This window comes from Streptomyces violaceusniger Tu 4113 (assembly GCF_000147815.2).
In the GTDB taxonomy this organism is placed as follows: Bacteria; Actinomycetota; Actinomycetes; order Streptomycetales; family Streptomycetaceae; genus Streptomyces; species Streptomyces violaceusniger_A.
In genome coordinates, this window is record NC_015957.1 from 2,065,445 (window position 1) to 2,090,270 (window position 24,826).

Annotated in this window: 20 protein-coding genes; 13 read left to right on the top strand and 7 right to left on the bottom strand. The window is 71.9% G+C overall.

Annotation, left to right across the window (positions count from 1 at the left end):
• Nucleotides 1-12: 12 nt before the first annotated feature.
• From STRVI_RS09130 to STRVI_RS09140, 3 genes are all read right to left on the bottom strand, one after another.
• Entirely contained in the window at nt 13-615 is a 603-nt protein-coding gene (locus tag STRVI_RS09130; RefSeq protein ID WP_014055349.1) for a class I SAM-dependent methyltransferase, read from the bottom strand.
• Nucleotides 616-681: 66 nt separating this feature from the next.
• Nucleotides 682-1,671: a TAXI family TRAP transporter solute-binding subunit gene (locus tag STRVI_RS09135; protein ID WP_014055350.1), complete on the bottom strand. Its 990-nt coding sequence runs from the start codon at nt 1,669-1,671 to the stop codon at nt 682-684.
• Nucleotides 1,672-1,739: 68 nt separating this feature from the next.
• Entirely contained in the window at nt 1,740-2,462 is a 723-nt protein-coding gene (locus STRVI_RS09140; RefSeq protein ID WP_043235638.1) for an IclR family transcriptional regulator, read from the bottom strand.
• Nucleotides 2,463-2,644: 182 nt separating this feature from the next.
• Here STRVI_RS09140 and miaB point away from each other — a divergent pair, with 182 nt between their 5' ends.
• The gene (miaB, locus tag STRVI_RS09145; RefSeq protein ID WP_251982874.1) at nt 2,645-4,096 is read left to right on the top strand and encodes a tRNA (N6-isopentenyl adenosine(37)-C2)-methylthiotransferase MiaB; all 1,452 of its coding nucleotides are present in this window, start codon (nt 2,645-2,647) and stop codon (nt 4,094-4,096) included.
• Nucleotides 4,097-4,118: 22 nt separating this feature from the next.
• Nucleotides 4,119-4,883, top strand: a complete 765-nt coding sequence (locus STRVI_RS09150) for a class III extradiol dioxygenase subunit B-like domain-containing protein (RefSeq protein ID WP_014055353.1) — start codon at nt 4,119-4,121, stop codon at nt 4,881-4,883.
• Between the two features lie 112 nt (nt 4,884-4,995).
• Here STRVI_RS09150 and STRVI_RS09155 read toward each other — a convergent pair whose 3' ends face one another.
• Nucleotides 4,996-5,238 (bottom strand): antitoxin, encoded by a 243-nt coding sequence (locus STRVI_RS09155; protein ID WP_014055354.1) that lies wholly within the window; start codon nt 5,236-5,238, stop codon nt 4,996-4,998.
• Nucleotides 5,239-5,262: 24 nt separating this feature from the next.
• Complete coding sequence (locus STRVI_RS09160) at nt 5,263-5,487, bottom strand: hypothetical protein (RefSeq protein ID WP_043238294.1); 225 nt, start codon at nt 5,485-5,487, stop codon at nt 5,263-5,265.
• A 219-nt stretch (nt 5,488-5,706) separates the two neighbouring features.
• Here STRVI_RS09160 and miaA point away from each other — a divergent pair, with 219 nt between their 5' ends.
• From miaA to hflX, 6 genes are all read left to right on the top strand, one after another.
• Entirely contained in the window at nt 5,707-6,645 is a 939-nt protein-coding gene (miaA, locus tag STRVI_RS09165; RefSeq protein WP_014055356.1) for a tRNA (adenosine(37)-N6)-dimethylallyltransferase MiaA, read from the top strand.
• Between the two features lie 108 nt (nt 6,646-6,753).
• Nucleotides 6,754-7,251 carry a hypothetical protein gene (locus tag STRVI_RS09170; RefSeq protein WP_014055357.1) on the top strand — a complete coding sequence of 166 codons (498 nt, stop codon included), beginning with the start codon at nt 6,754-6,756 and terminating at the stop codon, nt 7,249-7,251.
• A 142-nt stretch (nt 7,252-7,393) separates the two neighbouring features.
• On the top strand, nt 7,394-8,326 hold the full coding sequence (dapF, locus tag STRVI_RS09175) for a diaminopimelate epimerase (RefSeq protein WP_014055358.1): 933 nt from the start codon (nt 7,394-7,396) through the stop codon (nt 8,324-8,326).
• A gap of 137 nt (nt 8,327-8,463) precedes the next feature.
• Entirely contained in the window at nt 8,464-10,689 is a 2,226-nt protein-coding gene (locus tag STRVI_RS09180; RefSeq protein WP_014055359.1) for a RelA/SpoT family protein, read from the top strand.
• A gap of 85 nt (nt 10,690-10,774) precedes the next feature.
• Nucleotides 10,775-12,355: a M1 family metallopeptidase gene (locus STRVI_RS09185; protein WP_050993643.1), complete on the top strand. Its 1,581-nt coding sequence runs from the start codon at nt 10,775-10,777 to the stop codon at nt 12,353-12,355.
• 120 nt (nt 12,356-12,475) lie between these two features.
• Nucleotides 12,476-13,978 carry a GTPase HflX gene (gene hflX, locus STRVI_RS09190; protein WP_014055361.1) on the top strand — a complete coding sequence of 501 codons (1,503 nt, stop codon included), beginning with the start codon at nt 12,476-12,478 and terminating at the stop codon, nt 13,976-13,978.
• Between the two features lie 134 nt (nt 13,979-14,112).
• Here hflX and STRVI_RS09195 read toward each other — a convergent pair whose 3' ends face one another.
• A complete protein-coding gene (locus STRVI_RS09195) occupies nt 14,113-15,285 on the bottom strand; it encodes a trypsin-like serine peptidase (protein WP_014055362.1) in 1,173 nt (390 codons plus the stop codon).
• A 260-nt stretch (nt 15,286-15,545) separates the two neighbouring features.
• Between STRVI_RS09195 and STRVI_RS09200 the strand changes: the two genes are divergently transcribed.
• The 4 genes from STRVI_RS09200 (at nt 15,546) to STRVI_RS09215 (ending at nt 22,823) form a co-directional block, all read left to right on the top strand.
• Nucleotides 15,546-17,207, top strand: a complete 1,662-nt coding sequence (locus STRVI_RS09200; RefSeq protein WP_050993911.1) for a diaminobutyrate--2-oxoglutarate transaminase family protein — start codon at nt 15,546-15,548, stop codon at nt 17,205-17,207.
• Between the two features lie 687 nt (nt 17,208-17,894).
• Nucleotides 17,895-19,808 (top strand): IucA/IucC family protein, encoded by a 1,914-nt coding sequence (locus STRVI_RS09205; RefSeq protein WP_014055364.1) that lies wholly within the window; start codon nt 17,895-17,897, stop codon nt 19,806-19,808.
• A gap of 77 nt (nt 19,809-19,885) precedes the next feature.
• A complete protein-coding gene (locus STRVI_RS09210; protein WP_014055365.1) occupies nt 19,886-20,584 on the top strand; it encodes a GNAT family N-acetyltransferase in 699 nt (232 codons plus the stop codon).
• A gap of 238 nt (nt 20,585-20,822) precedes the next feature.
• Nucleotides 20,823-22,823 carry an ATP-dependent DNA helicase gene (locus STRVI_RS09215; protein WP_014055366.1) on the top strand — a complete coding sequence of 667 codons (2,001 nt, stop codon included), beginning with the start codon at nt 20,823-20,825 and terminating at the stop codon, nt 22,821-22,823.
• Nucleotides 22,824-23,005: 182 nt separating this feature from the next.
• Here STRVI_RS09215 and lexA read toward each other — a convergent pair whose 3' ends face one another.
• The gene (gene lexA / locus STRVI_RS09220; protein WP_014055367.1) at nt 23,006-23,809 is read right to left on the bottom strand and encodes a transcriptional repressor LexA; all 804 of its coding nucleotides are present in this window, start codon (nt 23,807-23,809) and stop codon (nt 23,006-23,008) included.
• 442 nt (nt 23,810-24,251) lie between these two features.
• Between lexA and nrdR the strand changes: the two genes are divergently transcribed.
• Entirely contained in the window at nt 24,252-24,773 is a 522-nt protein-coding gene (gene nrdR / locus STRVI_RS09225; protein WP_014055368.1) for a transcriptional regulator NrdR, read from the top strand.
• The last annotated feature ends 53 nt before the right edge of the window (nt 24,774-24,826 follow it).

Genomic DNA, 24,826 nt, shown 5'->3' on the forward strand with positions numbered 1-24,826 from the left:
CCACAAGGCCGCTCAACCCTGCGGCTTGCGCCAGATGATGCTGTAACGCCACAGGAGATGACGGCGGTGCTGCGAGCCGGGCAGGATCTCGGCGGCCATCGCCCGCATCTCCGGGTACGTCACCGGCGGCGGCCACACGATGGGCGACGGGTGGTGCCACAGCCCTTTCACGGCGCGGTGGACGGCACCGACGGCCACACCGGCGAGGATGTGCGGCAGGTCTTTGGGCAGGGTGTTACGGGCGAGGCCGACGACGGCCAGGACCCCGCCGGGCCGCAGCAGGTCGCGCATACGGGCCAGCCCGGTGGCGCCGTCCATGTGGTGCAGGGCGGCCACCGACGCGATGACGTCGAACGAGGCGGGCTCGAAGGGATGGCTCACGAAGTCGCCGAGGATGTAGTCGACATCGTCCCGGTACGCGCGTCCCAGATCGATGCCGGCCGCGTCGAGGTCGATGCCGGTGACGTGCGGTACGGCCTGCCGGAGTTCGCGGGCGAGCATGCCCTCGCCGCAGCCGACGTCCAGGGCGCGCTGGGCGCCGTCGGGGACCGCGCCGAGGATGCGGGGGTGGTAGTGGATGGTGTTGTTCCACCGCCTGCCGTTCTTCACTGTCATATGAGGATCCTGCCGGACCCTCCAGCGGGGCCTCGGCCGTTTCGGCCGACCTCGGACGTAGCCCGGCTACGGCTTGACCGAGCGGTAATAGCGCGCCGCGCCCGTGTGGAGGGCGAGCGGATCGGTGAAGACGGCGGTCCGCAGGTCCACCTTCTGGGCGGCGTGCACCTTCGCCCCGATGCGGTCCCGGTTCTCTATCACCGTGCGGGTGACGCCCTCCGCCAGATCAGGGTCCACCCGGTCCGTGGTGACCAGGAGGTTCGGTACGGCGATCGTCTTGACCGGCTCCGGCCTGCGTATCTCCTCGTACGCGTCGGCGGGCACGGTGGCCGCCCGGTAGTAGCGCGTCACCCCGCCCTGCCGGTGCAGCGGGCCGGTGAGGTCGCCGAGCTGGACGAGCCGGATCGGGTAGGCGTGGGCCAAGGTGCGCACCGCGGTGGTCGGCAGCCCGCCCGACCAGAAGAAGGCGTCGAGCTTGCCCTGCCGCAGCAGCCTCGGCATGGCGTCGATGCCGACCCGCTCCGCGCGGATGTCCCGATTGAAGTCGAGCCCGGCGGCCTTGATCAGTGCCCGGGTGATGAGCTGCACGCCCGAGCCGTCGTCGCCCACGCCCACCCGCAGATGCTTCAGGTCGCGGGCTGATCGCACGGCCGAGCCCCTCGGCACGACGAGCTGCATGTAGTCGTCGTACAGCCGGGCGCAGGCCCGCAGCCGCCCGGCTCCCTCCCCCTGGTAGGCGGCGACGGCGTCGGTGGCGGCGATGGCGAAGGTGGCCTTGCCCCGGGCCAGCCGTTGGACGTTGTCCGGGGACCCTCTGGTCTGTTCCAGCCGCACATCGACATCGGGGAGGTCCCGGGCGAGGTCCCGCTCGAGCATCCGGCCATAGGTGTCGTAGACCCCGGTGGAGACCCCGGTCGCGAAGGTCGCCCGGCCGCTCGGCGAGGGGCCGCCGCCCATCGCCAGCAGCCACCACAGCAGCAGCCCCAGGGCGACGAGGCCCGCGGCGGCGGACTGCAGGGCACGGCGCCGGTCCAGGCGCGGAAAGGTGACGGCCATGGCGAGGATCCTGCCAGCCCCGCTCCCGGGAGGGGAGGGGCGAGCCGCGGATCCCGCCGGGCGCTCGGTCACGTGCCGGACCGCAGGGCCCTCGACAGACCCAGGGCCGCGGTCCGGACGGCCGGGGCCAGCTGCGCGGGCCGGAAGCGGCTGCGGGGTACGGCCACCGACAGCGCCGCCACCGCCGTCGGTCCGTCGAAGACGGGAGCCGCGATGCAGCTGACCCCCGGAGCCGCCTCTTCCTCCTCATAGGCCAGACCCGCGACCTGGGCCTGCTCGATGGCCGTGCGCAGCCGGTCCGGATGGATGATCGAGTGGGGGGTGAGGCGGGGCAGGGACGCGGCCAGGACGTCCTCGACCAGCTCGGAGCCCGAGAACGCCAGAAGCGCCTTACCGACGCCGGTGCAGGTCAGGGGGAGGCGGCCGCCGATGCGGGACGGCAACCGAAGGGCGTCGTGGCCGTGGATGCGCTCGACATAGACCACCTCGTGGCCTTCGCGGACCCCGAGGTGCACGGTCTCGTGGGTGGCCTCGAAGAGGTCCTGCAGGAACGGCAGCGCGGCCTCCCGCAGGTCACGTCGGCGCGGGACGAGCGAGCCCAGCTCGAACAGAGCGCCGCCGAGCCGATAGGTCTCGGCGGCGCGTTCGAGCAGGCCGAGCCGGACCAGATCGGCGCAGAGCCGGAACACGGTGGTCTTGGCCAGCCCCGTACGCGCGGAGAGTTCTGTGAGACGGAACGCGCCGCCGTCGGGCCGGAAGCAGTCGAGAACCGCCACTGCCTTGTCGAGCATGTTGCCCTGGGAGCTGTTCCGTGTCATGGAACACAGTGTGCCGAGGAGTGCCCGGCCCACCGCCAGGCAGGGGGGCTTCTGTGAGCGCCTACCCTTGATGCGTGACCATCAGCAGCGACCGGAGCCTGGCAGTGGACGTTCAAGCAACCAAGAGCTACGAGATCCGCACCTACGGGTGCCAGATGAATGTCCACGACTCCGAGCGGCTCTCGGGCCTACTGGAAGAGGCGGGCTTTGTCCGCGCAACGGAGGGCACCGGTGAGGGCGAGGCCGACATCGTCGTCTTCAACACCTGCGCGGTGCGGGAGAACGCCGACAACCGCCTCTACGGCAACCTCGGCCGGCTCGCACCGATCAAGGCGCGGCGGCCGGGCATGCAGATCGCCGTCGGCGGCTGTCTGGCCCAGAAGGACCGCGACACCATCGTCAAGAAGGCCCCCTGGGTCGACGTGGTCTTCGGCACCCACAACATCGGCAGTCTGCCGGTGCTGCTGGAGCGCGCCCGCGTCCAGGAGGAAGCCCAGGTCGAGATCGCCGAGTCCCTGGAAGCCTTCCCCTCCACCCTTCCGACGCGGCGCGAGTCCGCGTACGCCGCGTGGGTCTCCATCTCGGTCGGCTGCAACAACACCTGCACCTTCTGCATCGTCCCGGCGCTGCGCGGCAAGGAGAAGGACCGCCGCCCCGGCGACATCCTCGCCGAAGTGGAGACCCTGGTGGCCGAGGGCGTCACCGAGATCACCCTGCTCGGCCAGAACGTGAACGCGTACGGCTCCGACATCGGCGACCGCGAGGCGTTCAGCAAGCTGCTGCGCGCCTGCGGGAAGGTCGAGGGCCTGGAGCGGGTCCGGTTCACCTCGCCGCATCCGCGCGACTTCACCGACGACGTGATCTCCGCCATGGCGGAGACGGAGAACGTGATGCCGCAGCTGCACATGCCGCTGCAGTCCGGCTCGGACACCGTGCTCAAGGCGATGCGCCGCTCGTACCGGCAGGAGCGCTACCTCGGCATCATCGAGAAGGTGCGCGCCGCGATGCCGGACGCCGCCATCTCGACCGACATCATCGTCGGCTTCCCCGGTGAGACGGAGGAGGACTTCGAGCAGACGCTGCACGTGGTGCGCGAGGCGCGCTTCGCCCAGGCGTTCACCTTCCAGTACTCCAAGCGGCCCGGGACGCCCGCCGCCGAGATGGACGGGCAGGTGCCCAAGGCGGTTGTCCAGGAGCGCTACGAGCGGCTGGTCGCCCTCCAGGAGGAGATCTCCTGGGAGGAGAACAAGAAGCAGATCGGACGCACGCTGGAGGTGCTGGTCGCCGAGGGTGAAGGCCGTAAGGACGACGCCACGCGGCGGCTGTCCGGCCGCGCCGCCGACAACCGCCTGGTGCACTTCGCGCGCCCCGAGGAGCCGGTGCGCCCCGGCGACGTCGTCACCGTCGACATCACCTACGCCGCCCCACACCATCTGCTGGCCGAGAGCCCGGCCCGGGGTGTGCGGCGCACCCGCGCCGGAGACGCCTGGGAACGGCGGAACGCAGCCGGGGAGAAGAAGCCCGCGGGTGTGATGCTGGGCCTGCCGACGGTGGGCGCCCCGCCGCCGCTGCCGGCCACGCCCACCGCGGGCTGCGGCTGCGACTGAGCGCACGGCTAGGCTGACGATCATGCTGATCGCCGCCGCCGTCTGCCCGTGTCCGCCGCTGCTGGTGCCCGAGGTCGCCGCCGGAGCCGCTCCCGAGCTGGACGGACTGCGTGCGGCATGCGCCGAGGCCGTCCGCGCCGTCGCGGCGGCGCGTCCGGAGCGCCTGATCGTGGTGGGGCCGGCCGAGCGTGCCGGGCGCGGACCGCATGCGCAGGGCGCGGCCGGATCGTTCCGCGGCTTCGGCGTGGAGCTGGATGTGCGGCTGGCCGCGTCGCCGCCGGACGGGGTGTCCGTCGGCGACGATGCCGCGGGGCGGAGCCCCTCGCCCCCGCTTGCGTCCTCGCTGCCACTGTCGCTGGCGGTCGCCGCCTGGCTGCTGGAGCACGCGGGGTGGGACCCGGCGGTGCCCGTCGAGGGGCTGGGTGTGGGGGAACCTCTCGCGGCCGAGCGGTGTATTGAAGTTGGAAGGGAGCTCGCCGGGCGGGCGGAGCGGATCGCGTTGCTGGTGATGGGCGACGGCACCGCATGCCGCACGCTGAAGGCGCCGGGCTATCTCGACGAGCGGGCGGCCCCGTTCGACGCCGAGGTGGCGCGGGCGCTGGCGGCCGCCGACACCGGGGCGCTGGCCGCGCTCGACGAGGAGTTGGCGTACGAGCTCAAGGCGGCGGGCCGCGCGCCGCTGCAGGTGCTCGCGGGGTCGGCCGAGGGGGCGCCCCTGAAGGGGGAGTTGCGGTATGACGAAGCGCCGTACGGGGTGGGGTATTTCGTGGCGAGCTGGTCTTCATAGACCGCTCGCGGCCGTGGAACGTCCGCTCCACGGCCGCGTACCGGCGGGGCCGGCCGGTCGGGGCCCGGCGTCGCCCGCCCCCGTCCTGGGCGCCGTCCTGGCCTGGCCGGCCTTATTCGTTGCGCTTGCGCTTGGGCTTGTCCTCGTCCATGTGCGAGAGGCGGTTGAGAGCGCCCTTCGCCTTGCCCCTGCCAGTCTCGATCTTGGCGCTGTACTTGCCCTTGGTCCTGGTGTCGACCGTCTTGGCCGCCTTCTCCAGGCCCCGCTCGATCCTGGCCTCGTGCTGCTGCGCAAGGCTGCCGGCCTTGCCCTTCATCTCACCGGCCTTGGCCTTGAGATTGTCCATCAGGCCCATGTGCCACCTACCCTCGTCGGCTGCCTATGTGCGGGCGCTCTCACCGGTCTCACTGTCGGCCGCCTCGGCGGCGGACTGCTGCCTGGGGATCCCGGCGCCTTCACCCGCCGGGTTCTCCTTCCCGCTCCGCGCGATCTCAGCCCCGTCGCCTGTCCCGGACGCGGCCTCAGCCGTCATGGCGTCGGCCGTGACCTGGGCGTCCTGTGTGGACGGTGCCTTCTCGGACGAGCGGCTCGCCTCTTTCGGCACATGACGATCGCGACGAAACCTGGAAAACACGCCCATATCTACTCCATACCTTACTCGTGCGGGCGAAATCCCGTGCCGCTCGGAGCGTTCCCTTGCGCCGCGCGCGGAGGCCGATTCCGTGAACCGGCCTCCGGAACCTCGCAAGCGGGCAACGAACCCGGCAGTGCCTCGTCACGTCGCTCATTCGAGGAGGCCCCCGGCGTTTGCGAGACTGGCCGGGTGAATACTGCAGGCCACCCGCCGCGAGTCATCGCCGTCGTCGGCCCCACCGCGGCCGGAAAGTCCGATCTGGGCGTCGCGCTCGCCAGACATCTCGACGGCGAGGTCGTCAACGCCGACTCCATGCAGCTCTACCGGGGCATGGACATCGGCACCGCCAAGCTGACGGAGGACGAGCGGCAGGGGGTGCCACACCGGCTGCTGGACATCTGGGACGTCACCCAGACCGCGAGCGTCGCCGAGTACCAGCGGCTGGCCCGCGCCGAGATGGACCGCCTGCTCGACGAGGGCCGCACCCCCGTCCTGGTCGGCGGATCCGGCCTCTACATCCGCGGGGCCATCGACGCGCTCGAGTTCCCGGGCACCGACCCCGCCGTCCGGGCCCGGCTCGAGGCCGAGCTGGAGGAGCGCGGCTCCGGGGCCCTGCACGCCCGGCTCGGCGCCGCCGACCCCGAGGCGGCCCGTGCGATCCTGCCCAGCAACGGCCGCAGGGTGGTCCGGGCGCTGGAGGTCATCGAGATCACGGGCCGCCCCTTCACCGCCAATCTGCCCGGGCATGAGGCGGTCTACGACACGCTCCAGATCGGCGTCGACGTCGAGCGGCCCGAGCTGGACGAGCGGATCGCCCTGCGGGTGGACCGGATGTGGGACGCGGGGCTGGTCGAGGAGGTCCGCCTGCTGGAGGCCGCCGGGCTGCGCTCCGGCCGTACCGCCTCCCGCGCCCTCGGCTATCAGCAAGTGCTCGCCGCGCTCGCGGAGGAGTGCACCGAGGGAGAGGCGAGGGCCGAAACCGTGCGCGCCACCAAGCGGTTCGCGCGCCGCCAGGATTCCTGGTTCCGCCGTGATCCCCGGGTCCACTGGCTGAGCGGAGCCGCCGACCGCAGAGGGGAACTCCTGGCGAGCGCGCTCGCCTTGGTTGAACGGGCGGTCACAGCCTGATCACGTCATGGCATCGGGACGCTCAGCTCGTCATTCGGGCCCCGGCGGGCATGCCATCATCAAGCTCCGATCGTGCCGTGGTGTCTGGAGTTGGGAGGGCGTGTGGCGATGGAGGCCGGCCCTCGCGACGCATCGCAGCAATCGCCGCACGGAGACGCGGGGCCGCTGACCCCCGACGGCCCCGATGAGACCGGAGCGCTCCACGAGACCGGCGCACCGGTCCTCGATGACGGCTCCGCGGACCCGCACGCCGCGGGATCCATCTCCGGGGAGTCCTTCCGGGAGCTGCGCCCGCCGCGCCGGCTCCGGATCTGGCAGATCGCGCCGATCGTCGGCCTCGCCATCCTCGGCTCGCTGATGTTCGCCTTCCCGCTCGCCTTCGAGTTCGGCGACGGAGGGGCGGTCGTGGCCATGCTCGGTCTGCTGCTGAGCTGCTGCGCGGCGGGCTGGGGCCTGATGGCCGCCCGCCGGGTGGGCTACACCTGGCCGGGCCTTCCCCCCAGAGGCTCCGGACGCCGCCCGGACTGGCGCTTCGTCGTCCTCTACGTGGTGATCGTGGCCCTGCTGGCCGCCCTCACCTTCTGGCGAGTGGCCCGCCTCCGCTAGGCCCCTGCGGCGGATCCTCGCGGCCTTACGGCGCCCGGCACGCGCCTCGCGGCGGTGCGTTCGTGGCGGCCGTGCGGCCCGCCCGGCGCCGACGGCCCGGGCACGGAGGGACGGCGCACGCGGTGCCCCGTAGGATCGAGGGATGAGCACCGCACCACGGCTGTCCTTCCTCAAGGGTCACGGCACCGAGAACGACTTCGTCATCGTCCCCGACCTGGACGGCAGCCTGGAGCTGTCCGCGGCCGCCGTCGCCCGGATCTGCGACCGCCGTGCCGGTATCGGCGGTGACGGGCTGATCCGCGTCGTGCGGTCCTCGGCACACCCCGAGGCGCGGGCCATGGCCGACCAGGCCGAGTGGTTCATGGACTACCGCAACAGCGACGGCAGCATCGCCGAGATGTGCGGCAACGGAGTCCGCGTCTTCGCCCGGTATCTGCAGCGGGCCGGTCTCGCCGAAGCGGGCGATCTCGCGGTCGCCACCCGGGCCGGAGTACGCCGGGTCCACATCGCCAAGGACGTCGGTGACGCCGCACAGCCGGGCGAGGCCACGGCGGGGCCCGACGGCCCGATCACCGTGGTGATGGGCGAGGCCACGCTGCCCGGGCCCGGCCCCGAGGCGGAGATGACGGTCACGGTGGGTGAGCAGAGCTGGCCCGCGCGCAACGTGAACATGGGCAACCCGCACGCGGTCGCCTTCGTCGACGATCTTGCCCAGGCCGGTGATCTGCTCGCGGCCCCCGCCGTGCGCCCCGCCTCCGCGTACCCCCACGGCACCAATGTCGAGTTCGTCGTCGACCGCGGACCGCGCCATGTCGCGATGCGCGTGCATGAGCGCGGCTCCGGTGAGACCCGCTCCTGCGGCACCGGCGCCTGCGCCGTGATGGTGGCCGCCGCGCGCCGTGACGGGGCCGACCCGGCGGTCACCGGCCACCCCGTCACCTACACGGTGGACGTCCCGGGAGGGCGCCTTGTGATCAGTGAACGGCCGGACGGTACGGTGGAGATGACCGGCCCTGCCGTGATCGTGGCCGAGGGGGAACTGGATCCCGCTTGGCTGCGCACGGACCTCGGCTGACACTTCCCTCGAATGGGTGATCCGTTTCACTCTGGGCGAGAGCCGGTCGGCCGTGCGTGATGGGCTCGATAGCATCAAGCACCGGCCCCGGGGGAGTACCCACGCCGGTTGACGCTCGACGCCGCCGGAGGTTGCCCATGAGCGCAGAGGCCACCGACCAGGCCCCGTTCGGCCGCAGGCGCGGTCTCCCCCGCATCGACCTGCGCAATCTCCGCAGGTTCAGCCGGGCAGCCTTGCTGGGGCCGGCCTCCCGCGGCCGGCTGCCGGACGCGATCGAGCATGTGGCCAAGGTCCACCGCGCACACCATCCCGGAGCCGATCTGGATGTGCTCCGCAAGGCGTATGTCCTGGCTGAGTCCTCCCACCGCGGCCAGATGCGCAAGAGCGGTGAGCCGTACATCACCCATCCGCTGGCCGTCACGCTGATCCTCGCCGAACTGGGCGCCGAGACCACGACATTGACGGCCTCGCTGCTCCACGACACCGTCGAGGACACCGAGGTGACCCTCGATCAGGTGGGGGAGGAGTTCGGCGAGGAGGTCCGCTATCTCGTCGACGGCGTCACCAAGTTGGAGAAGGTCGACTACGGCGCGGCGGCCGAGCCCGAGACCTTCCGCAAGATGCTCGTCGCCACGGGCAACGACGTCCGGGTGATGTCGATCAAACTCGCCGACCGGCTGCACAACATGCGCACCCTCGGCGTGATGCGCCCCGAGAAACAGGTCCGCATCGCCAAGGTCACCCGCGATGTGCTGATCCCGCTCGCCGAGCGGCTCGGGGTGCAGGCGCTCAAGACCGAGCTGGAGGACCTGGTCTTCGCCATCCTCCATCCCGAGGAGTACGCGCGGACCCGCGAGCTCCTCCAGGCCCACGCCGGGCGCCCCGACCCGCTGGCCCGCGCCGCCGAGGACGTTCGGGGCGTGCTGCACGAGGCCGGCATCACCGCCGAAGTCCTGGTCCGGCCGCGGCACTTCGTCTCCGTCCACCGGGTCGGGCTCAAGCGCGGCGAGCTGACCGGCGCCGACCTCGGCCGCCTCCTCGTCCTCGTCTCCGACGACGCGGACTGCTACGCGGTCCTGGGCGAGCTGCACACCTGCTTCACCCCGGTGATCTCGGAGTTCAAGGACTTCATCGCGGTCCCCAAGTTCAACCTCTACCAGTCGCTGCACACGGCCATGGCCGGGCGGGACGGCGAGGTCACCGAGGTCCTCATCCGCACCCATCAGATGCACCGGGTCGCGGAGGCCGGAGTGATCGCCCTCGGCAATCCGTACACCCCGACGGAGGGCGCCGACGCCCCCGAGGGCGAGCGGGCCGACCCGACCCGTCCCGGCTGGCTGTCCCGGCTGCTCGACTGGCAGAGCGCCACCCCCGACCCCGACCTCTTCTGGACCTCGCTCCGCGACGACCTCGCCCAGGACCGGGAGATCACGGTCTTCCGCTCCGACGGCGGGACGCTCGGCCTGCCCGCGGGCGCGAGCTGTGTGGACGCCGCGTACGCCCTGTACGGCGAGGACGCGCACTCCTGTATCGGCGCCCGGGTCAACGGCCGGATCGCGACCCTGAGCACGGTGCTGCGCGACGGCGACACCCTGCAGCTCCTGATGGCCGGCGACACCCGGGACGCCGCCTCGCACGGCCCCTCGCCGGAGTGGCTCGACCACGCCCGCACCCCGGCCGCCCGCATCGCCATCAACCGCTGGCTGGCCGCCCACCCGGCGCCGCAGCCCGCCCAGCACGAGTCCCGGGACGCGGTCCAGGAGCCGGGGGCGGAGTCCGCCTCCACCCTCTCCGGCCAGGACGGCCAGGACGGACAGGACGCGCAGGGCTCGCAGGCTTCGCAGGGCGGCGAAACCGCCGGCCCCGCGGCCGGGGCGGTCCGCCCCGAGGCGGGCATCGTCGTCGACCGACCCGGCGCGACCGTACGGCTGGCCCGCTGCTGCACCCCCGTGCCGCCCGACGCGGTCACCGGCTTCGCGGTCCGCGGCGGAGCCGTCACCGTGCACCGCGAGCGCTGCCCCGGGGTGGCGCGGATGACCGCGGCCGGGCGCACGGCCGTCGCGGTGCGCTGGGCTGACGAGGACGACGGGGACGGGGGCGGCGACTATCGCGTGACCCTCTTCGCGGAGGCGTTCAGCAGGCCGCATCTGCTCGCGGATCTCACCGAGGCCATCGCAGCCGAGGGCGCGGAGGTGGTCGCGGCCGCCGTCGAACCGCCCCGTGAGCAGCGGGTCCGGCACACCTACACGCTCCAGTTGCCCGACGCGGGCCGGCTGCCGACGCTGATGCGGGCCATGCGCAACGTCCCCGGGGTCTACGACGTGACACGCGAGGGCCGCAGCATGGCCGCGGCGCGCTCCTGAACGCAGCCGGGCCGCCTGAACTCCTTTGGGTGGATCAAAGCCGGGAGCGACTGCGCCGGCGCCGGGGCGCTGGTAGCCGTAGGGCATGACGTTTTCTTCGGGGCGCCGCCCCTGGCCGCCGCGCACCGGGCGCCGCAGGACCGCGCTGGTGGCCGCGGCCATGGCCGCGGTCTTCCTCGCGGTCGGCCCCTCCTCCGCCGCGGGGCCGGTATCGTCCACGCACCCTGGGCCCCTGGGCATCGGCGACCCGCTCTTCCCGGAGCTCGGCAACCCCGGGTACGACGTCACGGCGTACGACATCGCGTTCGACTACCGCCGTCAGGACCGGCCGCTCGACGCCGTCACCACGATCGACGCCCGCGCCACCGCCCCCCTGCGCACCGTCAACCTCGACTTCGCCCAGGGCGTCGTGGACTCGGTGCGGGTCGACGGAGCGCGGGCCCGGTTCGTGACGGCCGGTGAGGACCTGGTGGTCACGCCGCCCACCCCGCTCCGTAAGGGCGCCGCCTTCCGGGTCACCGTCCACCACACCAGCGATCCGCGGGGCGGCGCCAACGGCGGCTGGGTCCGTACCGGCGACGGGCTGGTCATGGCCAACCAGGCCAACGCCGCCCACCGGGTCTTCCCCTGCAACGACCACCCCGCCGACAAGGCCCGCTTCACCTTCCGGATCACCGCACCGAAGAGCCTTACGGTCGTCGCGGGCGGACTTCCCGGACAGCGCGTCCGCAAGGGATCGCGGACCACCTGGACGTACCGCCTCGCCCATCCCATGGCCACCGAACTGGCGCAGATCTCCATCGGCCGCTCCGCCGTGCCGCGCCGCACCGGGCCGCACGGGCTGCCGGTGCGCGACGTCGTACCCGCGGCGGACCGCGCACGGCTGGAGAAGTGGCTCGCGCGCACTCCCGGACAGCTTGCCTGGATGGAGAAGAAGGCCGGGCGCTACCCCTTCGAGAACTACGGCGTCCTGATCGCCCACGCCACCACCGGCTTCGAACTGGAGACACAGACGCTCTCCCTCTTCGAGCGCGATCTGTTCACCAGCGAGCAGCTACCCCGGTGGTACATCGAATCGATCATGGTGCATGAGCTGGCGCACCAGTGGTTCGGCGACAGCGTCAGCCCGCGCCGCTGGTCCGATCTATGGCTCAACGAGGGCCACGCCACCTGGTACGAGGCGCTGTACGCCGATGAGCGCGGTAAGGCGAGCCTGAAGCGGCGGATGCGCAAGGCGTACGAGCAGTCCGACGCCTGGCGGGCCGAGGGAGGGCCGCCCGCGGCCCCCAAGCCCGCCGACTCCGACCAGCAGATCGGCATCTTCCGCCCGGTCGTCTACGACGGCAGCGCGCTGGTGCTGTACGCGCTGCGGCAGCGGATCGGCCGGACCGCCTTCGACCGGCTGGAGCGGGAATGGGTGCTCCGCCACCGCGACGGAGTGGCCTCGACCGCCGATTTCATCCGGTTGGCCTCCCAGGTGGCGGGGCGCGATCTGAGCGGATTCCTCCACCCCTGGCTGTACGGCAAGAAGACGCCGCCGATGCCGGGACACCCCGACTGGCGGCCGACGGCGAAAGAGAGCACGAAGGGTGCCGCGCTGCCGGGCGCCCGGGCGGGGCGGCATGCGGTGCGTTACGCGGTGCCATGGGCCGTGAAACCAGGGTGACGGCCCGGCCGCCGCGTGCGACCATCGAGGAGTCGGCGTCGCGGCCGGCCCCGGCGGGGAATCCCGCGGGCCCGCCACGCGTTGTCGAAGGTGACGGTATTCCACGACGTAAGGATTCCTTTGACCCACTCCTCTTCCCTTCCGCAGGACCGGCAGCGACCCGCCGAGAGCCTTCGGGCCGACGCCCTGATGGAAGAGGACGTCGCCTGGAGTCACGAGATCGACGAGGAGCGTGACGGCGACCAGTACGACCGCTCCGACCGTGCCGCGCTGCGGCGTGTGGTGGGGCTGTCCACCGAGCTCGAGGACATCACCGAGGTCGAATACCGGCAGCTGCGCCTGGAGCGCGTGGTCCTGGTCGGTGTATGGACCTCCGGCACGGCGCAGGACGCGGAGAACTCCCTGGCGGAGCTGGCCGCGCTCGCCGAGACCGCCGGTGCCCTGGTGCTCGACGGCGTGATCCAGCGGCGCAACAAGCCGGATCCCGCCACCTACATCGGCTCCGGCAAGGCCGAGGAACTGCGCGACATCGTGGTCGAGTCCGGTGCCGACACCGTGGTCTGCGACGGTGAGCTGAGCCCCGGCCAGCTGATCCATCTCGAGGACGTCGTCAAGGTCAAGGTGGTCGACCGGACCGCCCTGATCCTCGACATCTTCGCCCAGCACGCCAAGTCCCGAGAGGGCAAGGCGCAGGTCTCGCTCGCCCAGATGCAGTACATGCTGCCGCGGCTGCGAGGCTGGGGTCAGTCGCTGTCCCGGCAGATGGGTGGCGGTGGCTCCGGATCCTCGGGCGGCGGTATGGCCACCCGTGGTCCCGGTGAGACCAAGATCGAGACGGACCGGCGCCGCATCCGCGAGAAGATGGCGAAGATGCGCCGCGAGATCGCCGAGATGAAGACCGGCCGTGACATCAAGCGGCAGGAGCGTCGGCGCCACAAGGTCCCCTCCGTCGCCATCGCCGGATACACCAACGCGGGCAAGTCATCGCTGCTCAACCGGCTCACCGGTGCGGGCGTCCTGGTGGAGAACGCACTGTTCGCCACCCTGGACCCGACCGTGCGCCGGGCCGAGACCCCCAGCGGGCGGCTGTACACACTGGCGGACACCGTCGGGTTCGTCCGGCACCTGCCGCACCACCTGGTGGAGGCGTTCCGCTCCACGATGGAGGAGGTCGGCGATGCCGATCTGATCGTCCATGTGGTGGACGGCTCGCATCCGGCGCCGGAGGAGCAGCTGGCTGCCGTGCGCGAGGTGATCCGCGATGTGGGCGCGGTCGATGTGCCCGAGATCGTCGTGATCAACAAGGCGGATCTGGCCGATCCGCTGGTCGTGCAGCGGCTGCTGCGCATGGAGCGGCGCGCCATGGCGGTGTCGGCCCGCAGCGGACTGGGCATCGACGAGCTGCTCGCGGTGATCGACGAGGAGCTGCCCCGGCCCCAGGTCGAGATCGAGGTCCTGCTGCCGTACACCCACGGCAAGCTGGTCGCGCGCACCCACGTCGAGGGTGAGGTGCTCTCCGAGGAGCACACCCCCGAGGGCACCCTGCTCAAGGCGCGGGTGCACGAGGAGCTCGCGGCGGAGCTGCGGCGTTTCGTCCCGGCCGCGGCCGCCGGACAGCACTAGCCACGACCGGCACACGGCGAAGGCACGACGGTCACACGGCGAGGGCACGACAGGCATAAGGCGAGGGCCCGCCCCCGGACTTCCGGGGGCGGGCCCTCGCCGTTGTGGTGCCTGACGGCTACCGGCTCAGCCGGTCACTGGCTCGCGAACTTCTTGCTGACCGCGTTGTAGACGCCCTTTGCCTCGGGGCCCAGGTGCGGGCCCGCCAGCCAGGTCGCGTTGGACGGGCCGATCGAGGTGTTGGACACCAGCGCGGGCTTGCCGTCCGCGCCCTCGGCGACCCAGCCACCGCCGGAGGAACCCGCGGTCATGGTGCAGCCGATGCGGTACATCGTGGGCTGCTTGGCGTCCAGGGAGAGCCGGCCCGGCTTGTCCGCGCACTGGTTCATCTTCTGGCCGTCGAACGGCGGGGCGGCCGGGTAGCCGGTGGCCGTGATCTCGTCGATGGACTTGACCGCCGGGGCGTTGAAGTCGACCGGCAGCGCGCCGCCCACCATCTCCTCGAGCGACTTGCCGCCGCTGACCTCCGGCTTCACATGCATCACCGCGAAGTCGTACGGAGCGCCCTTGCCGCCCACGGCCGCGCCCCTGTCGATCCACTGCGAGGAGGTCTGCGCCCAGTCGGCCCACCAGACGCCCTTGGGAGCCAGCTCCTCCTTGGTGGCGTTCTCCAGCTCCGCCTGCGACTTGCCCGCGTCGTTGTAGGAGGGGACGAACATCAGGTTCTTGTACCAGCCGCCGCCCTTGCCCGCGTGGACGCAGTGGCCCGCCGTCCACACCAGGTTGGACTTGCCGGGGTGCGCCGGGTCCTCGACCACGGTCGCGGAGCAGACCATCGAACCCTCGGGGCCGTCGAAGAAGACCTTGCCCGCGTAGGGGACCTTGGAGCTGTAGGGGCTGGTGACCTCCTTGGCCGGGACAGGCTGCGGATCGGGGTCGGTCACACCCTGGTCGTCCGCGATGTCGCTGTCGTCGACCGGCTTGTCGGGTTCCTGCGCGTCACGCATCCGGTCCGGCTTCCACAGACCCTTGATGATCGGGTTGATGAAGTCACCGGCCTCGCGCAGCCAGTCACCCCGGTCCCACTTGTTCCAGGCACCGTTCTTCCACTGGTCCAGATCGATGCCGAGGTTCTTCAACTTGTCGTTGAGGTTGTCGGGCAGCTTGATGTCGTCCACGCCCTGCTCCGACGACGCAGTCGGCCTGGCGTCGGTGTTGTCGTCCGAGGAATCGCACGCGGTGGCGGTGAGCGCCAGAACCGAGGCTATGGCGGCCACGGCGAGTGCGGGTCGGCGTGAGGATGGCATGGGCGGAACTCCCCCTGAGGTACTGATCTGCTCTACGGCCTATGTGGAATTGTCATGCACCGCCCCGGCAATGGGGTGGTATCCCACTATGCCGGTGCCGCCTACGACGGCTGCGAGCGGGTCCTTGGTTCCCGGCCGCAAGGATCTTCGCTCAGCCCGTGATCCAGAGCGTCACGCGTCGTTGGTACGTACGGGGGACAGCCGGAGGGTGTTCAGCAGCAGGAGGACCGAGACTCGTGGCCGTGACCCAGCTCCCGCCGATGGCCTTGTCCGCCGTCTCCGACGACGGTGGCGCCACCCAGGGAATTCTGCGGCGCCAGGCGCTGCGTGAGTCGGCCGCCCGCACCTATGCCCGGGCGCTGCCCATCGTTCCGGTGCGCGCCCGGGGAATGACGGTCGAAGGGGCCGACGGCCGCCGCTATCTCGACTGCCTCTCCGGGGCCGGGGCGCTGGCCCTGGGGCACAACCACCCGGTGGTGCTCGACGCGATCCGGGCCGTTCTGGACTCGGAAGCGCCCCTGCAGGTCCTGGATTTGGCCACACCGGTCAAGGACGCCTTCACGGATGAACTGTTCGCGACTCTTCCGCCCGGACTCGCCGCCCGCGCGCGGGTGCAGTTCTGCGGACCGGCGGGCACGGACGCGGTCGAGGCCGCGCTCAAGCTGGTGCGGACCGCCACGGGGCGCGATGGCCTGCTCGCCTTCTCCGGGGCCCACCACGGGATGACGGCCGGTGCGCTGGCCGCCTCAAGTGGGGCCCCGGCGGCCGGTGTGACCCGGCTGCCCTTTCCGTATGACTACCGCTGCCCGTTCGGGGTCGGCGGGGAGCGCGGTGCCGAACTCTCCGCGCGCTGGGCCGAGAAGCTGCTCGACGACCCGAAGGGCGGTGCGCCCGACCCGGCCGGGATGATCCTCGAACCCGTGCAGGGCGAGGGCGGGGTGATCCCGGCACCGGACGGCTGGCTGCGACGGATGCGCGAGATCACCGCGGCCCGCTCCATCCCGCTCATCGCGGACGAGGTGCAGACCGGCGTCGGGCGCACCGGGGCCTTCTGGGCGGTCGACCACAGCGGGGTGGTGCCCGATGTGATGGTGCTGTCGAAGGCCATCGGCGGGGGCCTGCCGTTGGCCGTCGTGGTCTACCGGGAGGAGCTCGACGTCTGGCCCCCCGGAGCCCACGCGGGCACCTTCCGCGGCAACCAGCTTGCGATGGCCGCGGGCACGGCGACCCTCGCGTACGTCCGGGAGAACCACCTCGCCCAGCGGGCGGCGGTCGTCGGCGGACGGATGCTGCAGCGGCTGCGCCGATTCGCCGCCGGGCGCCCGCAGATCGGGGAGGTACGCGGCCGCGGCCTCATGATCGGCCTGGAACTGGTCGCCCCCGAGGCCCTGCCCATCGCGGAAGCGGAGCCCACCGCGGAGGCGGGGGCCAACGCCGAGGCCGGGCATGCCGGGTTCGCAGCGAGGGTCGGGCCCGTCGCGCACGCCGACTGGGAGGGGATCCCGGGCGGCGCAACCCCGTACGGGACATCCCAGAGTGAGGCGGCCCCGGGCGAAGTGACCCCGTGCGAAGGAGCCTGGCTGACGGGTGCCGACGGCGGGGATGCGTGCGGAGCCCTGGGTGGGGGAGCGTCGTACGCCGGTGTCGCGCGTACGGCGGCTCTGCCCGCCGCTCCCGCGCTCGCGGCGGCGGTCCAGCAGGAGTGCCTGCGGCGTGGGCTCATCGTCGAACTCGGCGGACGCCACAACGCGGTGATCCGCCTCCTCCCTCCACTCACCATCACCGACGAGCAGACAGAGGCTGTTCTGGACCGGCTCGCCGACGCCCTGGACGCGGCGATCCGCACCTCCGGAACCCCCTCCGGTGAACTCCCACCCGCCACTGCCCCGTTCGCCCCACCGACCGCCGGAAACCGCCGCTGACGTGCCCCGCACCGTACGACCGCACGTGACCCGCACCGTACGACCGCACCGCCATCGCACCACCGAAGGAGGCAGGCGCCGGGCCCAGGACGTGAACGCCGTGATGCCCGCGCCACACCCACCATGCCGCACACCCCCGAGGGAGCCCCGTTGTCTCCCCGACCGCAGCCCGTGCCCGGCGCCCTGATCGACTCCGGCGACTCCGCCCACCCCGGCCCCCCGCCGCCGCCCCTCCCGCACCCGCCCCACACAGCGCCTCCCCCGGCCGGGACGACCAGACCGCCCGCCCCTCCTGCCCCGCCCGCAGCGGTCCCGACGGTCAGGGCACCGTCCAACGCCATGACGTCCGCCGGAGACCAGACGGAGCCCCCAGCACCGCCACCAACCCCCGCCGCGGTGCCACCACCCCTGGCGGCAGTGTCGGCACCCTCGGCGGCGGTTCCACCCCCGTCGGCGCCACCTACGTCGGCGGTGCCATCACGCGCGGCGACAGGGCCACTTCCCCCGGCGTCGGTGCCACCATTCCCGGCGGCGGTGCCACCACCCCCTGCGGCGGAGCCACTGCCCCTGACGGTGCCGCCCGCCACGGCGCCCTTCGTCAGCGCGGCGGAAGGGAGTGCGGGAGCGAGTGCGGGAGCGAGAGCACCTCAGCCCTTCGTCCCAGAGCCATCGGCGGAGGAGCCGTCCGTGCCGCAACTGCCCGCCCAGGGGCCGCCCCTCCCCGCGATGGCCCTTCCCCGGCAGGACCGCGACAGCCATGAAGCGCCCGCCGACCGTGCCCGTGTGGTCGGCGTGGATCCGCTCGACGACCCCGACCCGCAGATCGCGGCGGACGGTGCGGCCGTCGAGAACCTGCTGCGCTGCTGGGTACGCGAGAGCGGCCTCGCGCGCCCCGACGGGGACACCCTGCGTATCCCCCTCGCCGCCAGCGGAACCGTCCTCCTCGTCCCCGTGCGCTATTGGTCGCCCACCGGCTGGCACCGCTTCGGCCCGCCGCTGCTGGAGCACGGCCCCCACGACGCGCCCGCCGTCGGGGCGGTGACCCTCGCGGCCCTGCTCACCCGCGAGGCGGCGTACGGCGCACGGCGGGACGACCCCGACGCGGACGCCACCGAACTTGTCGGCCGTGTCGCGGACTCCGTACGACGCACCGCCATGTTCCTCGCCCACCGCCGTGCGGCGCCCGCCGATCCCGGCACGAGCACCCCGTTTCTCAACGCGGAACAGTCCCTCCTCTTCGGTCACCCTCTGCATCCCACGCCGAAGAGCCGCGAGGGTCTCTCCGACAGCGAATCCACCGTCTGCTCACCGGAATCGCGTGGCTCCTTCCCCCTTCACTGGATCGCGGTCGCCCGGTCCGTGCTGGCCTGCGAGTCGGCTTGGACGGAGCGCGGCCGGACCGTGCCTGCCGAGCGGCTCGCCCTCTCCCTGGCGGGCAGCGGCCTCCAACTGCCCGACGGAACCGTCCCCTTGCCGCTGCACCCCTGGCAGGCTCGCGAGATCCGGCACCGCCCGGACGCCGCCGCGCTCTTCGACTCCGGCCTGTTGCACGACCTCGGGCCGTCCGGCGGACACTGGCACCCCACCTCTTCGGTCCGCACCGTCTACCGGCCCGGTGCTCCTGCCATGCTGAAACTCTCCCTCGCTCTGCGGATCACCAACTCCCGTCGTGAGAACCTCCGTAAGGAACTCCGCCGCGGTGTAGAGGTGCACCGGCTGCTCCGCAGCGGACTTGCCGAGCAGTGGCGGGCGGCCTTCCCCGGATTCCCGGGCTTCGACATCGTCCGGGACCCGGCCTGGCTCGCCGTCGACGGACCGGATGGCGAACCCGTCACCGGCCTCGACGTCGTCATCCGGCACAACCCGTTCGGCCCCGGCGACGACGCAGTCTGCGTCGCCGGACTCCTCGCGCTGCGCCCCTGGCGCGGACAGCCGGTGATGCGCTCCCGGCTCGCCCACCTCGTCGCCCGGCTCGCCGCTCGCACCGGCCGTTCCACCGCGGCCGTCGGCGCGGAGTGGTTCCTTCGCTATCTGCACACGGTCGTACGCCCCATGCTCTGGCTGGACGGAGAAGCCGGTATCGCGCTCGAGGCGCACCAGCAGAACACCCTGGTGCTGCTGGACCCCGACGGCTGGCCGATCGGCGGCCGCTACCGGGACAACCAGGGCTACTACTTCCGCGCGTCCCGGCACGCCGAACTCCAGCGCCGGCTGCCCGGCATCGGCGGCCGCAGCGACACCTTCGTCCCCGACGAGGTCACCGACGAGCGGTTCGCCTACTACCTGGGTGTCAACAACGTCCTCGGAATGATCGGCGCCTTCGGGGCCCAGCGACTCGTCGACGAGCGCGTCCTGCTGGCCGCGTTCCGCCGCTTTCTCACTGAGGCCGCGTCCGGCCCCGGCAGGACCCGCTCACCGCTTCCCGCCCGGCTCCTGGAGACGCCCACCCTGCGCTGCAAGGCAAATCTGCTCACGCGGCTGCGCGGCCTGGACGAGCTCGTGGGACCGGTGGACACCCAGTCCGTCTATGTGACCATCGCCAACCCCCTCGTCACTTCCGTCTCTCCTTTCGGCATCCCGGCTGTCACCCCCATGGCTTGACTCCGCGACCCGCGATCACGCCCCTCACCCTCACGTCCCGCACGACGTGCCGAGCCCCTTGAGAGGAGAGCGTCGCCGTGCCGCACACCGACTCCAGTACAAGCTCCAGCACCGACGACACCATCGACATGCGGCTGCGCCAGGAAGAGGACATCGCGCGACTCATCGACCTGGACTCCACCGGACGGGAGGCCGACGGTCGGGCGGATCTGCTCGACCGCATCGTCGAATGGCGGCCCACCAGCACCCCGTTGGGTACTTTCCAGCTCATCCCGGTCCGCATCGGGCGCGATCTGCGGCTCATCGCCCAATGGATGAACGACCCCTCCGTCGCCGCCTTCTGGGAGCTTGACGGCCCTGATGAGACCACCGCGAGCCACCTCGGGGATCAGCTCGACGGCGATGGCCGCAGCGTGCCCTGTCTGGGCGTCCTGGACGGCGCCCCGATGAGCTATTGGGAGGTGTACCGCGCCGATCTGGACCCGCTCGCGCGGTACTACCCGGCCCGGCCGCACGACACGGGTATCCACCTGCTCATCGGCCGGGTCGGCGATCGTGGCCGTGGCCTGGGGACGATCCTGCTCCGCGCCGCCGCCGACCTCGTCCTCGAACACCGTCCGTCCTGCACCCGCGTCGTGGCCGAACCGGATCTTCGCAACACCCCCTCCGTCGCCGCCTTCCTCGGCGCCGGATTCCGCTTCTCCGCGGAAGTCGAACTCCCCGGTAAACGCGCCGCGCTGATGCTGCGCGACCGTGCCCTGCGACACGTCCTGTGAACCTCCGCGACCATCCGTGCCCCCCGGTGATGTGCCTGCTTCGATGCGAGCCTTCACTGTTGATACACCGCTCGCCCGGTCCCGGTTCCCACGAAGCGAGGACGGCCGTCCCACGAAAGCGGGGGCCGTCCGTCCCAGGAAAAGAGGATTCGCCCCAGCCCCGCGCTCGCCGAAACCGTCCGTCACCGACCACACCGACGGGAGTGATGTCGGTGCCGCCCCGTAGGCTGGCAGCCCTATGACTGAATCGTCCTCGCCTCCACTCGCCGATCTGCTGCACGCCGCCGTAACCACCGTCGGCGGCACCGAGCGCCCTGGTCAGACCGCCATGGCCCAAGCCGTGGCGGAGGCGATCGACGACAGCTCCCACCTGCTGGTTCAGGCCGGGACCGGCACCGGCAAGTCCCTCGGCTATCTGGTGCCCGCCCTCGCCCACGGCGAGCGTGTCGTCGTCGCCACGGCGACCCTCGCCCTGCAGCGGCAGCTCGTCGAGCGAGACCTGCCCCGCACCGTGGAGGCCCTGCACCCGCTGCTGCGCCGCCGCCCCGAGTTCGCCATGCTCAAGGGCCGCTCCAACTATCTGTGCCTGCACCGGCTCCACGAGGGCGTCCCGCAGGAGGACGCCGATGAAGCCGGCCTCTTCGACCCGTTCGAGGCCGCCACGCCCACCAGCAAGCTCGGCAAGGACCTGCTGCGGTTGCGCGACTGGTCGGACGAGACGGAGACGGGCGATCGGGACGATCTGAGCCCCGGTGTCTCGGACCGCGCCTGGTCCCAGGTGTCGGTCACCTCCCGGGAGTGCCTCGGCGCGTCCAAATGCGCCTATGGCGCGGAGTGCTTCGCCGAGGCCGCCCGTGAGCGGGCCAAGCTCGCCGATGTCGTCGTCACCAATCACGCGCTGCTCGCCATCGACGCCATCGAGGGCGCCCCCGTGCTGCCCAGCCATGAGGTGCTGATCGTCGACGAGGCCCATGAGCTGGTCTCCCGGGTGACCGGCGTCGCCAGCGGGGAGCTCACCCCCGGTCAGGTCAACCGCGCTGTGCGGCGCGCCGCGAAGCTGGTCAACGAACAGGCGGCGGACGCCCTCCAGACTGCCTCGGAGGGCTTCGAGCGGCTGATGGAGCTCGCGCTGCCCGGCCGCCTCGAGAAGATCCCCGAGGACCTCGGCTATGCGCTGATGGCGCTGCGCGACGCGGCCCGCACGGTGATCTCGGCGCTCGGCGCCACGCGGGACGCCTCGGTCAAGGACGAGGACGCGATCCGCAAGCAGGCCCTGGGCTCCGTGGAGAACATCCACCAGGTGGCCGAGCGGATCGTCGAGGGCTCCGAGTACGACGTGGTCTGGTACGAGCGGCACGACCGCTTCGGTGCCTCGCTGCGGGTCGCCCCGCTCTCCGTGTCGGGGCTGCTGCGCGAGAAGCTGTTCGAGGACCGGTCCGTCGTCCTCACCTCCGCCACGCTCAAGCTGGGCGGGGATTTCAACGGGGTGGCGGCCTCACTCGGTCTCGCCCCCGAGAGCCCGCAGGATCCGGAGGGCGGCGAGGAGACCGCGCCGCGCTGGCAGGGCCTCGACGTCGGCTCGCCCTTCGACTACTCGAAGCAGGGGATCCTCTACGTCGCCAAGCATCTCGCCCAGCCCGGCCGCGACGGCAGCCGCGACGATATGCTCGATGAGCTCGCCGAGCTGGTCGAGGCCGCGGGCGGGCGCACGCTCGGGCTGTTCTCGTCCATGCGCGCCGCCCAGGCGGCCGCGGAGGAGCTGCGCGGGCGTCTCGATGCGCCCATCCTCCTCCAGGGCGAGGAGACGCTGGGCGAGCTGATCCGTGCCTTCGCCGCCGACGCCCGGACCTGCCTGTTCGGGACGCTGTCCCTCTGGCAGGGCGTCGATGTGCCGGGGCCCAGCTGTCAGTTGGTGGTGATGGACCGGGTGCCCTTCCCCCGCCCCGACGACCCTCTGATGAGTGCCCGCCAGAAGGCGGTGGAGGAGGCCGGGGGCAATGGCTTCATGGCCGTCGCCGCGACCCATGCCGCGCTGCTGATGGCCCAGGGCGCGGGCCGGCTCGTGCGGGCTTCGGACGACCGGGGCATCGTCGCCGTCCTGGATCCGCGGGTCGAGCGGGCCCGCTACGGCTCGTTCCTCCGCAAGTCCATGCCGGACTTCTGGTACACGACCGACCGCAACCAGGTGCGCCGCTCGCTGGCCGCCATCGACGCGGCGGCCAAGGCCCAGGGGTCCTAGCGGGCCCAGGACCAGGCGGCCTGGCGGGGCGTCGCGCCCCAAGGCCGCCACGGTCGCCACATGCGACGGGGGCCCCGACGGAGCCCCGATCGTCGCCACATACAGCAGGGCCCCGGAACCGGCGCAGTGGTCCCGGGGCCCGGTCGTGGGGCACGCTCAGGGCGCGCCTCGATCCGGTGCGCTCAGACGCGCCGCAGCACCGCGACCACCTTGCCCAGAATGGTGGCCTCGTCGCCGGGAATCGGCTGGTAGGCGGCGTTGTGCGGGAGCAGCCACACATGGCCGTCCTCACGCTTGAAGCGCTTCACCGTGGCCTCGCCGTCGAGCATCGCGGCGACGATGTCACCGTTCTCGGCGACGGGCTGACGGCGCACCGTCACCCAGTCCCCGTCGCAGATGGCGGCTTCGATCATGGAATCGCCGACCACCTTCAGCACGAAGAGCTCACCGTCGCCGACCAACTGTCGGGGGAGCGGGAAGACATCCTCGACCGACTCCTCGGCGAGGATCGGCCCACCGGCCGCGATCCGGCCGACCAGCGGCACATAGGAGGCGGCGGGCTTGCCTGCGGTGTCCGTGGGCTGGGCGCTGGGCTGGTCGGAGCCGCGGACTTCATAGGCCCGGGGCCGATGGGGGTCGCGCCGCAGAAAGCCCTTCCGCTCCAGGGCCATCAGCTGATGGGCGACGGACGAGGTGCTGGAGAGGCCCACCGCCTGGCCGATCTCCCGCATGGACGGCGGGTAACCGCGCCGCTGCACAGAGTCGCGAATGACCTCGATGACGCGCCGCTGCCGGTCGGTCAGCCCTGAGCTGTCCGCCCGGATGCCTGGAGGTCGCCCTGGTAGTGAGCGCGGGGGCTTCTGTCCTTCCGGATTCGTGGCGTCGTCGTTCATCGGGTGGGTCTGGTTCATCGCGTGTGTCTGTTCGAGTCGGCTCTGGGAGCGCTCCTGGGCGGTAACGGTGGCGCTCTCTGCGGTGGTGGTCACGACGGCCCCTCTCGAGATGTTCTCCCTAGTTGGACAACGGTAGTTGCTTTCGAAAGGTTGCGCCAAACACACGTTCGAGTGAAATTTCGCAGATGGGCTGACGTGATCACAGGGATAGGTGTATGGGCCGTTTGATCCGGCCGCCGTGGGGGCGGCCCCAGTCTTGCATCCCGACCCCCGTGAATCCGGGACGCGTGGGGCTCGCGTAGTCTCGTGCCTGCTCCCCAGCCAGGACACGCCATCCGGCTCGGTTGAGTGCCAGCCACCAGATCTAGTGGTTTGATGGATGCAAGCCACCCACAAGTTGTGGTCCCTGGTGGATTCGCTGCCAAGGTTTTCGCCTATGCTTGTGGCCGTCCCGGCAGGCCTCCCGGCCCGGTCGGGGCTAGTCAGGCATGTTCAGGCATGCGCCGTTCTTGAGGGTGAGGGAGGGTTCGGAGTCATGCACTGCCCCTTCTGCAGGCACCCCGACAGCCGTGTCGTCGACAGCCGCACCACCGACGACGGCTGCTCGATCCGCAGGCGCCGCCAGTGCCCCGACTGCTCGCGTCGCTTCACGACCGTGGAGACCGCGTCGCTGATGGTGATCAAGCGCAGCGGGGTCACCGAGCCCTTCAGCCGCGACAAGGTCATCTCCGGGGTGCGCAAGGCGTGCCAGGGTCGTCCGGTCACCGAGGACGCCCTCGCCAAGCTCGGTCAGCAGGTGGAGGAGGCGGTCCGGGCCACCGGCAGCGCCGAGCTGTCCACCCATGACGTCGGGCTCGCCATACTCGGCCCGCTCCAGAAGCTCGACCTCGTCGCCTACCTCCGCTTCGCCTCCGTCTACCGCGCCTTCGACTCCCTCGAGGACTTCGAGGCGGCCGTGGCGGAGCTGCGTGACCAGCAACGGCCTCCCGCGCACGACCGCGGGTCCGGCGCCGACGGGGCCGCGGAGGCCCCCGCGCCGGCCGTCGCCGCCGACTGACCGGCGACCCACACACCTACCCGGGGCGCTTGCCGCATCCGGGTGAAAGACAG

Bases quoted from the DNA above. Each gene is read 5' to 3' on its own strand.
- STRVI_RS09130 (WP_014055349.1), bottom strand. From the start codon at position 615: ATGACAGTGAAGAACGGCAGGCGGTGGAACAACACCATCCACTACCAC.
- STRVI_RS09135 (WP_014055350.1), bottom strand. From the start codon at position 1,671: ATGGCCGTCACCTTTCCGCGCCTGGACCGGCGCCGTGCCCTGCAGTCC.
- STRVI_RS09140 (WP_043235638.1), bottom strand. From the start codon at position 2,462: ATGCTCGACAAGGCAGTGGCGGTTCTCGACTGCTTCCGGCCCGACGGC.
- miaB (WP_251982874.1), top strand. From the start codon at position 2,645: ATGAATGTCCACGACTCCGAGCGGCTCTCGGGCCTACTGGAAGAGGCG.
- STRVI_RS09150 (WP_014055353.1), top strand. From the start codon at position 4,119: ATGCTGATCGCCGCCGCCGTCTGCCCGTGTCCGCCGCTGCTGGTGCCC.
- STRVI_RS09155 (WP_014055354.1), bottom strand. From the start codon at position 5,238: ATGGGCCTGATGGACAATCTCAAGGCCAAGGCCGGTGAGATGAAGGGC.
- STRVI_RS09170 (WP_014055357.1), top strand. From the start codon at position 6,754: ATGGAGGCCGGCCCTCGCGACGCATCGCAGCAATCGCCGCACGGAGAC.
- dapF (WP_014055358.1), top strand. From the start codon at position 7,394: ATGAGCACCGCACCACGGCTGTCCTTCCTCAAGGGTCACGGCACCGAG.
- STRVI_RS09180 (WP_014055359.1), top strand. From the start codon at position 8,464: ATGAGCGCAGAGGCCACCGACCAGGCCCCGTTCGGCCGCAGGCGCGGT.
- STRVI_RS09185 (WP_050993643.1), top strand. From the start codon at position 10,775: ATGACGTTTTCTTCGGGGCGCCGCCCCTGGCCGCCGCGCACCGGGCGC.
- STRVI_RS09195 (WP_014055362.1), bottom strand. From the start codon at position 15,285: ATGCCATCCTCACGCCGACCCGCACTCGCCGTGGCCGCCATAGCCTCG.
- STRVI_RS09200 (WP_050993911.1), top strand. From the start codon at position 15,546: ATGGCCTTGTCCGCCGTCTCCGACGACGGTGGCGCCACCCAGGGAATT.
- STRVI_RS09215 (WP_014055366.1), top strand. From the start codon at position 20,823: ATGACTGAATCGTCCTCGCCTCCACTCGCCGATCTGCTGCACGCCGCC.
- nrdR (WP_014055368.1), top strand. From the start codon at position 24,252: ATGCACTGCCCCTTCTGCAGGCACCCCGACAGCCGTGTCGTCGACAGC.